Origin of the sequence: Streptomyces sp. MMG1121, assembly GCF_001280015.1 — a bacterium.
Taxonomy (GTDB): domain Bacteria; phylum Actinomycetota; class Actinomycetes; order Streptomycetales; family Streptomycetaceae; genus Streptomyces.
The window spans coordinates 87,040-99,181 of sequence record NZ_LGDV01000213.1 but is presented as its reverse complement, the minus strand read 5'-3'; the positions used below and the strand labels follow the sequence as shown (position 1 = coordinate 99,181).

At 71.0% G+C, this 12,142-nt stretch carries 9 protein-coding genes; all 9 read left to right on the top strand.

Annotation, left to right across the window (positions count from 1 at the left end):
- The first annotated feature begins 466 nt into the window (after positions 1-466).
- The 9 genes from ADK64_RS30095 to ADK64_RS30055 all read left to right on the top strand — a co-directional run bounded on the left by ADK64_RS30095 (position 467) and on the right by ADK64_RS30055 (position 12,088).
- Positions 467-1,222, top strand: a complete 756-nt coding sequence (locus tag ADK64_RS30095; protein WP_053664045.1) for an aspartyl/asparaginyl beta-hydroxylase domain-containing protein — start codon at positions 467-469, stop codon at positions 1,220-1,222.
- Between the two features lie 318 nt (positions 1,223-1,540).
- Positions 1,541-2,941 (top strand): MFS transporter, encoded by a 1,401-nt coding sequence (locus ADK64_RS30090; RefSeq protein WP_107093127.1) that lies wholly within the window; start codon positions 1,541-1,543, stop codon positions 2,939-2,941.
- A gap of 86 nt (positions 2,942-3,027) precedes the next feature.
- The gene (locus tag ADK64_RS30085) at positions 3,028-4,098 is read left to right on the top strand and encodes a beta-ketoacyl-ACP synthase 3 (RefSeq protein WP_053664043.1); all 1,071 of its coding nucleotides are present in this window, start codon (positions 3,028-3,030) and stop codon (positions 4,096-4,098) included.
- A complete protein-coding gene (locus tag ADK64_RS30080; protein WP_053664041.1) occupies positions 4,095-4,349 on the top strand; it encodes an acyl carrier protein in 255 nt (84 codons plus the stop codon). Before ADK64_RS30085 ends, ADK64_RS30080 begins: the two co-directional genes overlap by 4 nt.
- Before the next feature lie 66 nt (positions 4,350-4,415).
- Complete coding sequence (gene scoE, locus ADK64_RS30075; RefSeq protein ID WP_199829744.1) at positions 4,416-5,306, top strand: TauD/TfdA dioxygenase family protein; 891 nt, start codon at positions 4,416-4,418, stop codon at positions 5,304-5,306.
- Complete coding sequence (scoD, locus tag ADK64_RS30070) at positions 5,303-5,851, top strand: FcoT family thioesterase (RefSeq protein ID WP_053664039.1); 549 nt, start codon at positions 5,303-5,305, stop codon at positions 5,849-5,851. The genes scoE and scoD overlap by 4 nt, the downstream gene beginning before the upstream one ends.
- A gap of 44 nt (positions 5,852-5,895) precedes the next feature.
- The gene (locus ADK64_RS30065; RefSeq protein WP_053664037.1) at positions 5,896-7,476 is read left to right on the top strand and encodes a long-chain-fatty-acid--CoA ligase; all 1,581 of its coding nucleotides are present in this window, start codon (positions 5,896-5,898) and stop codon (positions 7,474-7,476) included.
- A gap of 36 nt (positions 7,477-7,512) precedes the next feature.
- Positions 7,513-7,767 carry a phosphopantetheine-binding protein gene (locus ADK64_RS30060; protein ID WP_053664035.1) on the top strand — a complete coding sequence of 85 codons (255 nt, stop codon included), beginning with the start codon at positions 7,513-7,515 and terminating at the stop codon, positions 7,765-7,767.
- Positions 7,754-12,088: a non-ribosomal peptide synthetase gene (locus tag ADK64_RS30055; protein WP_053664033.1), complete on the top strand. Its 4,335-nt coding sequence runs from the start codon at positions 7,754-7,756 to the stop codon at positions 12,086-12,088. Before ADK64_RS30060 ends, ADK64_RS30055 begins: the two co-directional genes overlap by 14 nt.
- Positions 12,089-12,142: the final 54 nt, after the last annotated feature.

Here is a 12,142-nt window from a genome sequence, read left to right as displayed (position 1 = left end):
AGTGGAACGCCGCTGCGCGGAACCAGTGCCGCACGGTGAGATCCGGGTCGGTGACCCGGGGCCGGAGCGGCCGTGGCTGTCCAAGCCGCGCGTCACCCTGCCGATGGCCTCCAGCGCCCCTCGGCGCCCGTCGTTGCCCCCGTCCGCGACGGTCAGTGCCCCGCCGCTGGTCTCCGCCGGCAACCGCCCGGTCGACGTGCCCCCTTCGCGGCCCGACACTCAGCCCTGCCGCCCCACCGGCCGAATGGGCCGAAAGTCTCGGGAACTCATCGTCCTGACGGTCCGACTTCTAGTTCGGCAGGCTGAAATCACGGACCTGTAGGGCCAGGACACGGGCCCGACGCTGGAAGGTGGCGCCGATGGCACCCTGCACATCCAGGGCGGCAAGGGAGCAGTGGTGTGCGCGGAAATCCGACGCCTGCCGCGGGAGGTCTGTCCGCCCTCCCTTCTTGTCCCGGAGGCTCATGTGACACCCGAGATAGACGACGCTTTCGATGCCATACGCGCGGAGTTCGGACCGGATTCGATCTCGCGCGTGGAGGAGATGCTCGCGCCGCGTCGAGGCGACGAACGGCACCCGTTGCAGAAGGGTGCGAAATGGATTCTGCCGGGCCTTTCGCCGACTCCCTGGCACGATCCCTACGGGTATCCGGAACTCGCCCCGTGCGTGAATGCGCTGGAGGAGAGTCACCGGGCGATCAAGGAGGAACTCGCCGCGGCCTGGACCGATCACCGGGAGGTCTTCTCCGACTACGAGCACCATGTGACGCGTCAACGGGACTGGCAGGCCCTCTATCTCTATCGTGGTGGCGCCCTTCTTCCGGCTTCGGCGGCCTCCGTGCCCACCGCCTACCGGGTCCTCGAGGAGTTCGCCGTCGACACCGGGACGATCTGTCCGCTCCTCGAGTGCCACTTCTCCACCCTGTTGCCCGGCGCGGCCATCGCGCCCCACTGCGATCTGTGGAACTTCAGCATCAACTTGCATCTCGCGGTCGACATTCCGGAGGGATCCAGCATCACGGTCGCAGGTGAGACGCGCACCTGGGAGGAGGGTCGCTGCCTGCTGTTCGACTACTCGTTCGAGCATGAGGCGCGTAACGACGGGGCGCGTCCGCGAACCTGTCTGCTCGTGGATCTGTGGCATCCGGAAACCACGCCGCCTGAACGACGTGCCCTGGTGGCACTGATCACGGAAATCCGTCGGCTCATGGGGGAGAAGTGATGCGGAAAACAGAGCTCGCCTAATTACGCCTGCATTCTCGACCGGCCGCCCGCGCTCACCCGACAGTCTACGGCTGTCGGGATTTCGTGCTGCATTCTTTCAGGAATTGGAGAATAGGCACTCCGCTCAATTCGGCCGTTTCCAAGCCTGGTTGAGGATGCTATGGTGACTGAAAAAGATCGAACTCTTGATCTGTTGATCGCCCTCGTGGGTGGTTATTGTTCGTGCTCGGTTCGTGTGTCCCGTGTTCTGTCGGTGATATCGAGCCGAGTGGAATTCGCATTCACCGTTCCGTATTCTGAACCCGAGGGGTGGCCGATGATGTCCGTGACCGAACCGGCCCGGGCACCGCATCGTGAACGGCTCGGACTTCCGCTGCTGGTCCTGGCAGCGGGGCAGTTGGTGATCTCGCTCGACTACAGCATCGTGTACGTGGCGCTGCCCGGGATCGGGGAGCGGCTGGGCTTCTCGGACCACGACCTGCAGTGGGTGGTGAGCGCCTATGTCGTCACCTCCGGTGGCTTCCTGCTGCTGGGTGGCCGGGCTGCCGATCTGCTGGGCCGGCGTCGGATGTTCGTCGTCGCCGCGCTGCTCTACGCCGGATCGTCCCTCGTGGGCGGCCTCGCCCAGGAGCCCTGGCTGCTCATAGCCGTCCGGGCCGTCCAGGGCATCGGAGGGTCCTTGCTCTTCCCGGCCACCCTGTCCCTGATCAACACCCTCTACGAGGAAGGCCCGGTCCGGAACCGGGCGTTGGCCGTGTGGGGCGCCGCCGGGGCCGGTGGACTGTGCTTCGGATCGCTTCTCGGCGGGGTCCTGGTGGAGACGTTCGGCTGGCCATCGGTGTTCTTCGTCAACGTGCCGGTGGCGACCGGCATCGCCCTGTCGGGCCGTGCGTTGTTCCCGGCCGACCGCGTCCGCGACGGCTCAAGGCGCTTCGACGCCGTGGGCGCGCTGACGGCAACGGGCGGCCTGACACTGCTGGTGTTCCTGCTCGTGCACGCACCCGCCGCCGGCTGGCGCAGCCCGGGCACCCTCGCGAGCGCCGCCGCCTCCCTCGTCCTGCTGGCCCTGTTCGCGGTGGCGGAGTCGCGCTCCCGCGACCCGCTCGTGCCGGGGCGTCTGCTGGCGCACCGCGGGCTGCCCGCCGCCATGGCGGTGACGGCCCTGTTCAGCGCGACGTTCAGCTCCGCGCCGTACTTCCTCACGCTCTACTTCCAGCGGGTGCACGGCTACAGCGCGCTGGCGACCGGCTTCGCCTTCCTCGTCCCGGCCGTGGTGGTGGCCATCGGCACCCAGGCGGGCGCGCGGTCCGTGGCCGCCTTCGGTATGCGCCGCATGCTGGCAGGAGGCCTGGGTCTTGGCACCGTAGGAGCGGTGGCCCTCGCGCTCGCACTCGGCGGCGATCGAGGCTACGCCGTACTGCTGCCCGGCATCGTGCTGTTCGGAATCGGACAGGGCGCCGCCTGGACCGGTATGTGGATCGCCGCGTCCTCGGGTGTGGCACCCGGCGACCAAGGCGTCGCCTCGGGCATGGCGTCCACGACCCTGCAGATCGGCGGGGCCGTCGGGCTGGCGGTGCTGGTCGCCGCGTCCGGCGGGGTCGGCCAGGGATCCGACGGCAGCGCGCTCCTCGACGGCATCCGCACGGTATTCCTGGTGTCCGCGGCAGCTCTGGCCTGTGGCGCGCTCGCCACGCTGACCGTGCGCCGGAGCACCTAGCGCCCGCGACCCGTCCCCGCCCCGCACCCCCAAGAACCGCTCTCCCGGCACCTGTTGCCGCGCCCCGTTCCCGCCTGGAGTACCCCATGCCCCCTGCCGTCCCCGGCCCGCCCGCGCCGGCCGTACCCGCCGCCGTCCTGTGCGGTCTGGGCGGCTGGGTGCCGCCCCAGGTGGTGACCAACGACGACCTCGCACGACGGCTCGACACCGATGACACCTGGATCCGTACCCGGACCGGCATCCGGCGTCGTCATGTGATCGGGCCCGGGCAGGCGACCTCCGACCTCGCCGTCCGGGCGGGCCGTCGCGCGCTCGCCTCGTGCGGCCCTTCGGCCGTGGACGCCGTGGTCGTCGCCACGACCACCCCTGACCGCACCTGCCCGGCCACCGCGCCGCTGGTCGCGGCCCGACTCGGTCTGGCCGGCGCCGCCGCGTTCGACGTCGCCGCCGTGTGCACAGGATTCGTGTACGGCCTCGCCGCCGCCGCGGGACTCATCGCTTCCCAAGTGGCCCGAGGGGTACTGCTCATCGGCGCGGACGCCTACTCGACCATCGTGGATCCGCTGGACCGTGCCCACGCGATCATCTTCGGGGACGGTGCCGGAGCGGTCGTGCTGCGCGCAGGCCATCCCGACGAGCCCGGCGCGGTCGGCCCGTTCGACCTCGGCAGCGACGGCACCCACGAGGACATGATCATGGTGGCCGCGGGCGGCTCCCGCCACCGTGCGACGCCCGGCCGGACCGCTCCCGCCGACCTGTACTTCGCCATGCGGGGCAAGGAGGTCTACCGGCATGCCGTGACCCGCATGGCCGCGTCGGCGCGCACGGTGCTCGCGCAGGCCGGCTGCAAAGCCGGCGACATCGACCACTTCGCACCGCACCAGGCCAACCTGCGCATCCTGCACTCGGTCGCCGACGACCTCGGACTGCCCCGGGAACGCTGCCTCACGCACGTCGAGTCGGTCGGCAACACGGGCGCCGCGTCCATCCCGCTCGCCCTCGCCGACGCCGCGGCCCGGCGCACACTCACCCCCGGTGACCGGCTGCTGCTCACGGCGTTCGGAGGCGGCCTCACCTGGGGTTCCGGCCTCCTGACCTGGCCGACGCTGCCCGCGCCGGTCCCGCCCCACGAACAGGGAGAGGAAAGCACCCCATGACCACCACCTACGGGCGACTCGTAGAGATCCTCGCAAGACTCCACGACGCCCCCGCCGACCGGATCCGGCCCGAGGCGACCTTCGCCGAACTCGACGTCGACTCGCTGACGATGGTCGAGATCAGCATCCGCATCGAACGCGATCTCGGTGTCACCGTCGCCGACGACGAACTCCGGTCCGACCTCACGCTCGCCGCGACCGCGGTGCTGATCGAGGCCGGACTGGCGGCCCGCCCCCGGCCCCTGCCCTAACGGCCGCACGGCGTCGGCCGGTTGCCGCCATCACGTTCACCACCTCACCCCGAAGGACGCCTCACCATGAGGATCACCGACCAGCCCGGCAAGGCCATGGGCGCCACGGTCGAGGGCTTCGACCACGTCACCGCCTCCGACGCCGACATCGAGACCCTCAAGCAGACCGTCTACACGAAGAAGATCGCCGTCCTGAAGAACCAGGACCTCTCCCCGCAAGCCTTCCTCGACCTCGGAAAGCGCCTCGGCCGGCCGGAGACCTACTACGAGCCGATGTACCACCACCCGGAGATCGAGGAGATCTTCGTCTCCTCCAACGTCCCCGAGAACGGCAAGCAGATCGGTGTGCCCAAGACCGGCAAGTTCTGGCACGCCGACTATCAGTTCATGCCCGACCCCTTCGGGATCACCCTGATCCACCCCCAGGTCATCCCGGAGAAGAACCGCGGCACCTACTTCATCGACATGGGCACCGCCTACGAGCGGCTGCCCGGGGGACTGAAGAAGGAGATCGCCGGAACGTACTGCACGCACTCCGTGCGCAAGTACTTCAAGATCCGGCCGCACGACGTCTACCGGCCCATATCGGAGATCATCGAGGAGGTCGAACAGAAGACCCCGGCCGTGCGCCGGCCGACCACCTTCACCCACCCGATGACCGGCGAAACCGTCCTCTACATCAGCGAGGGCTTCACCGTCGGCATCGAGGACGCCGGCGGCACCCCGCTCGACGAACACCTGCTCAACCGGCTCTTCGAGGCAACCGGCCAGCTCGACGGCACCTTCGAGCACCCCGGTATCCACCTGCAGGGCTTCGAGCGGGGCGATCTGCTCGTCTGGGACAACCGCAGCCTCATCCACCGTGCCCGGCACACCACTACGCCCGAACCGACGGTCTCCTACCGCGTCACCGTCCACGACGAGCACGAGCTGTACGACGGGATCACCGCCGCATGACCACCACCGCTCCCACCGCCCCCGCTGCCGAGCCGGTGGCCGCCTACGACACGGACGAGGACCTGCTCGCGCGAGTCCTCGCGCCCTACAAGGCCCACTGTGCGTATCTGCGCTCCGCCGTCGTCACCGCACACGACGGGCTCTCCGCCGCCCGCTGCGAGTTCGCCATCCCCGAGTCCTGCTACATCGACGACACCGGCCATCTCAACGCGGTCGAGGTGAACATCGCCTACAACCAGATGATGTACTACCTGGTCGCCAAGTCCGTCCAGGAGCGACTGCTGACCGGCTTCGAGGACTGGACCCTCGACGACTTCTGGCGCCACCAGCTCCCGGACATCCTCATCGCCCGCTTCTCGGCCCGGTTCCGGCGGCCGGTCGACCCCCGTGCCTTCCACGGCGAGCTGGAGTTCCGCTCCGTGGCCCGACGCACCCCCGCCGCGTCCCGTCCGTTCCTCCACGCCCAGACCGTCCACCGGTACTGGGACGCCGACGGCGGACAGTGCGACGGCGAGACCACGCTCGCCTTCGTCAACCTGCCCTGAACCCGCCACCCACCCGAGGAACGACACAGGACGGAGACACCGGTATGGACAGCCCCACGGCCGCGCGGGAGCCAGGACACGAGCTACGAACCCTGGTGCAGACGGCGCGCCTGCACGCCGAGCGGCAGCCGGACACCCCGGCCGTGCTCTGCGAGGGCCGCACTCTCACCTACGGCGGGCTGCACCGCGAGAGCAACCGCATCGCGCACGCCCTCAGGGCCGCCGGCATCGGTCCCGGCGACCGGATCGCCTATCTGGGCAAGGAGTCGGAGCACTACTACGAAGTCCTCTTCGGCTGTGCCAAGACCGGAACCGTCCTGGTCCCGGTGAACTGGCGGCTGACCGCACCCGAGGTCAGCCACATCCTCCAGGACTCCTGCACCCGCCTGCTGTTCCTGGAGGAGGAGTTCCGGCACATCGTCGAGGCCATGCCGACCGATCCGCCCAAGGCCGTCGTCCCCCTCGACACCGACGACGGCTTCGCCGCCTGGAAGGCGGCGCACCCCGCCGACGAGACCGACTCCGTCGAGGCCACCCCCGACACCCCGATCGCGCAGCTCTACACGAGCGGTACCACCGGACTGCCCAAGGGCGTCGTCCTCGCCCACCGCAGCTTCTTCGCCATCGCGCGCGCCATGGCGGACGCGGGCGTGGACTGGATCGACTGGCTGCCGGGCGACAAGGCCCTGATCGGCATACCCGGTTTCCACATCGGCGGCCTGTGGTGGGCCACACAGAACTTCAACGCCGGCACCACCGTGGTCGCGATGCGCGCCTTCGCCGCCCGCCAGGCCGTCGACCTGATCCGGGACCTCGGTATCACCACCGTCTGCGTGGTCCCGGCCATGCTGCGCATGATGCTGTCGGAACCCGGCGTGAACGCCGAGGACTTCACCACTGTGCGCAAGACCGTGTACGGCGGCTCACCCGTCTCCGAGGCCCTCCTCGCCACCAGCCTCGCGGTCCTGGACTGCGAGTTCGCGCAGATCTACGGCCTGACCGAGACCGGCAACACCGCGATCTGTCTGCCGCCCGCCGCACACGTGCCCGGCACTGGTCTCCTGCGGGCGGCCGGCCGGCCCTATCCCGGCGTCCGCGTCAAGGTGATCGACGGCCAGGGCCGCGAACTGCCGTCCGGAGCGGTGGGCGAGGTCTGCCTCGCCACTCCCGCGCACATGGTCGAGTACTGGGGGCTGCCCGACAGGACCGCGGAGACACTCGTCGACGGCTGGATCCGTACCGGAGATGCCGGATACGTCGACACCGACGGCTACCTCTTCATCCGCGACCGCATCAAGGACGCCATCCTCGTCGCCGGCGAGAACGTCTACCCCGCCGAGATCGAGAACGCCCTGGAGCACCACCCCGGCGTCGCCGAGGTGGTGGTCGTCGGTGCCCCCGACGAACGGTGGGGCGAGTACGTGCACGCCTTCGTCGTCCCCGCGGCCGGCGACCGGCCAAGCCCCCGCGACCTGCACACCTTCCTGGTCCCGCGGCTCGCCGCGTTCAAACTGCCCGCCCGCTACGAGTTCATCGACCACGTGCCGCGCAACCCCAGCGGAAAGATCCTGCGCCGCGAACTGCGCGACCGTTTCTGGGGCGAGGCCGAACGCAAGGTCAACTGACCACCGCCGACCAGCTACCGAAAGAGACCGACACCCATGGCTTCTCCCCTCACCCTGGCGACGTTCCGCGCCGACCTGGCGGAATGCCTCCACCAGCACCCCGACGAAGTCGACCTGGACAACGGCGCGCTGGACGCGGGCATGGACTCGCTGCGCATCGTGACCCTGATCGAACGCTGGCGGGAGACGGGCGTGGACGTGACCTTCGTCGAACTCGCGGAACGCGCCACGTTCGCCGACTGGTGGCACCTGCTCGCCGAGCGGACGGGGGCGGTCCGTGCCGACAACTGACCGGGCCGCCGGACCAGGCCGCCCGCTGCTGGCCGCCCAGGAGGGCATCTGGACCGGTCAGCAACTGGACCGGGGCAGCCCTGCCTACAACACCGCCGAGTACGTCCTCATCGACGGTCCCGTGGACACGGGCGTCTTCGACACCGCGCTGCACCACGTCGTCGCCGAGACCGAGGCGCTCAACACGGCATTCACCGCCGACGAGCAGGGCCGCGTGCAGGAGGTGCACGCGCCTGCCACCGCCGACTGGCGGCTGTACCACGCCGATCTCACCGCCGAGCCCGACCCGCACGGCTCCGCACTGGCCTGGATCGCCCAGGACATGGAGCGGCCGGTCGACCTCACGAGGGGCCCCGTCTTCGGGCACGCCCTGCTGCGTCTCGCGGACGACCGCTTCCTCTGGTACCACCGGGTGCACCACATAGCCCTCGACGGCTTCGGCCTTTCCCTGGTGGCCCGGCGGGTCGCCCAGGTCTACACGTCGCTCATGGCCGGTGAAGCCGTAGGCGACAGCGGTTTCGGCACGCCGGCCTCGGTGTTCGAAGAGGAGAGCACCTACCGTGCCTCCGAACGATACGCCCGGGACCGCGCCTACTGGACCGAGCGCTGCGCGGACCGGCCCGAGGTGGCCAGCCCGGCCGGCCGCACGGCGCTGCCCGCCCGTACCTTCCACCGGCGCGAGGCCGACCTGGACCCCGAGCGCACCCGGGCGCTGCGGGCCGTCGCCCGCGACCTGTCGGTGACCTGGTCCGAGATCGTGCTCGCCGTCACGGCGGCCCATCTGCACCGCGTCACCGGAGCCCCGGAGATCGTCCTCAGCGTCCCGGCGATGGGCCGTCTCGGCTCCGTCTCGCTCCGCGTGCCCTGCACGGTCCGCAACATCCTGCCGCTGCGCGTTCCGGTCTCGGCCACCGACACGCTGCGCGACCTGGCCGTCCGCGTCTCGGCGGAACTGCGCGCCGCACTGCCCCACCAGCGCTACCGGTACGAACAACTGCGCCGCGACCTCAAACTGGTCGGCGGACAGCGCAGGCTGTCCGGACCCGGCGTCAACATCATGCCGTTCGCCTACGACCTGCACTTCGCAGGCCACCGCAGTACCGTCCACAACGTCTCCGCCGGCCCGGTCGACGATCTCGCCTTCAACGTCTACGACCGGTCCGAGGGCGGGGGACTGCGCTTCGCCGTCGACGCCAACCCGGATCTCTACGACGCCGCAGACGTGACCGAGCATCAGCAACGCCTGTTCGCGCTGCTGAACGCGGCCGTGACCGCCCCCGACCGGCCCCTGGGCGCCCTGACCCCGCACGGCGCGACCGCCGTGGCTCCTGTGCTCCTGGACGGCGGGCCGCTGCCCGGGCCGGAGCGCCCGGTGCTCGCGCTGATCGCCGGCCACGCGGCCCGGCGCGGCGGGTCGACCGCCGTCGAACACGACGGCCGACACCTCACGTACGCAGGACTGTTCGGTGCGGCACGCGAGGTCGCCCGCCGGTTGGCGGACCGCGGCGTCGGCAAGGGCGACCTGGTCGCGGTGGCCCTGCCCCGCGGCATCGACGCCGTCACGGCTCTGCTCGGTGTCCTGCTGTCGGGAGCGGTGTACTGCCCGCTCGATCCCGCGGCGCCCACGAGCCGCAGCACCGAACTGCTCGACTCCGCCCGACCCGCACTCGTCCTCACCACCGGTGAGGCGGACGCCGCCCGCTTCGCCGCCCACCCCGTCCTGCGCCTCGACGTCGCCGGCCGTGCGCCCGCGACCCCCCTGCCCCCCGCCCCCCGCCTGGACGACCTCGCGCATGTCATCCACACCTCCGGCTCCACCGGACGGCCCAAAGGCGTGGAGACCGGGCACCGGGCGCTGGCCCGCTTCGTCGCCGGTGCCGGCCACCGCTACGGGCCGCGCCGTGCGGACCGGGTCCTGCAGTTCGCGCCCCTGCACTTCGACGCGAGCATCGAGGAGATGTTCCTGACCCTGTGCACGGGCGCCACCCTCGTGATCCGTCCCGACGGCATGACCGACTCGATCGCGGGATTCCTCGGGGAGTGCGAGCGCCTGCGGGTGAGCTTCCTGGACCTGCCCACGGCCTACTGGCACGAGATCGCCTACGCGGTCTCCAGCGGCGCGGCCACCCTGCCCGCCACCGTGCGGACCGTCGTCATCGGCGGCGAGGCGGCCCTTGCGGACCGCGCCGAGCGGTGGCGCAAGGCCGTCGGCACCTCGGTCCGCCTCTTCAACACCTACGGGCCGACCGAGGCGACGGTCGTGGCCACCGTCGCCGACCTCCACGATCCCGCCCTCGCCCCCGGTGACGTCCCGATCGGACTGCCGCTGCCCGGAACCCGGGCGGCCGTCGTCGACGGCGAGCTGTATCTGCTGGGCGGCAACCTGGCCGACGGCTACCGGGGCGCGTCCGCGGCTGACGCGGCCAGGTTCGCGCCCCTGCCCGTGCTGTCCGGTGCGCCCCGTGCCTATCGCACCGGCGACCTCGTTGACATCGGGTCCGACGGACAGTTGCGCTTCCGGGGAAGGACCGACGACGAGTTCAAGATCAGCGGACACCGGGTGCACCCGGCCGAGGTGGAGAACGCGCTGCTGGCCCACCCGGACGTGCGGGACGCGGCCGTCGTGGGCCGTGTGCTCCGGGACGGCACGCGCCGACTGGTGGCCCACCTCGTCCCCGGCACCAAGACCCCGACGGCCGCCGCCGTCCGCGACCACCTGAGGGCGCGGCTGCCCGCAGCCATGATCCCGTCCGCCATCGAGTTCCGCGACCGTCTACCCCGTACCTCCTCCGGAAAGACGGACCGCGCCTCTCTGGCCGCCGGCGCGACGGACCGGTCCGACGTCACCGAGAGGTCCGGCCTGCCACTGGAACGCATCGTCACCGCCGTCTGGGCGCAGGTGCTCGGGGGCGCCGAAGTGGGCCCGCAGGACGACGTGTTCGACCTCGGCGCGCACTCTCTCCAGGCCATCCAGGCCGCCAACCGCCTGGGTGTGGAACTCGGCCGGGACATCAAGGTCGCCTGGCTCTTCCAGTACTCCACGCCTGCCGATCTGGCCCTGTTCCTGGGACGGGAACCCGAGCGGGCGGAGCAGCCGACAGCCCCCGGACCACAGTTGCCCGCGACGCTGCTCGCCGACGCGGTTCTCGACCCGGACCTGCTGGCGGGCGACGGCACCCGGCCGCCCCGCGAGCCGGACCGGATCCTGCTGACCGGCGCCACCGGATTCGTCGGCGCGCACCTGCTCGCCCGCCTCCTGGACCGCACCGGCGCCGACCTCGTCTGCACCGTCCGGGCCCGGGACGCGGCCGAGGCGACCGACCGCGTCCACACCGCCCTGCGCGCGCACGGAGTCCTGCCGTCCGCCACCGCACTCGACCGGATCACCGCCCTGCCCGCCGACCTCTCGCTGCCCCGACTCGACCTCGACGAGGCCCCGTTCGCCGACCTCGCCGCCACCTGCGACGCCATCTTCCACAACGGGGCGACGGTCAGCATCATGCGTGAGTACGCCACCCTGCGTGGCACCAACACCGAGTCGACCCGGCAGCTGCTGCGGATGGCCGCGCCGCGCGCGATCCCGCTCCACTTCGTCTCCACCCTGTCGGTGGCGCCACCGCGCTCGCTCGCCCCGGACGTACCGGAGGACTTCCTACCACCGCACCCCGGACTGCGCTACGGCTACCAGCAGTCCAAATGGGCCTCGGAGCGACTCCTGGAGCAGGCCGCCGAACGCGGCTTCCCGGTGACCGTGCACCGGCTCGGCCGGATCGTCGGCCCTGCCGCCACCGGATACGTCAACGAGCGGGACTTCCTGTGGAGCGTCATCAGGGCCGGTGTGCCGACGGGATTGCTTCCCGATCTGTTCGAGTCGGAGATCTGGACCCCGGTCGACCAGGCGGCCGCCGCCGTCGTCCAGCTGAGCCTCGCCCAACACCCGGCGAACGCAACGGTGTTCAACCACGCAGCCGACGCTCCGGTCCGGCTGGCCGACGTCCACGAATGGCTGACGGAATACGGCTACGCCGTCCAGGTACTGCCGCTGCCCGAGTGGCGCGCCCGCCTGTCGCCCTCCTCGCCGGACGCCGCGACCCTGCTGGCCTTCTTCGACTCCACGACACCGCGTACCGACGCGGCCACTGACCTGAGCCTGGGAGCGGTTCGCGCGGACAACGTGTCGGCCGGTCTGCACGGCAGCGGTGTCCACCGCCCACCGGTCGACCGCGCCCTGTTCTTCCGCTACCTCGACCACTGCGTCGCCTCCGGCGCGCTGCCCGCCCCGGCCGACGCGCGACCCCGGCCCGCCCGGTCCGCGCACTAGTGGCGGATCGCCGGGAACCAGCCCCGACGTCCGCCCGACTACTGCAACAGAACC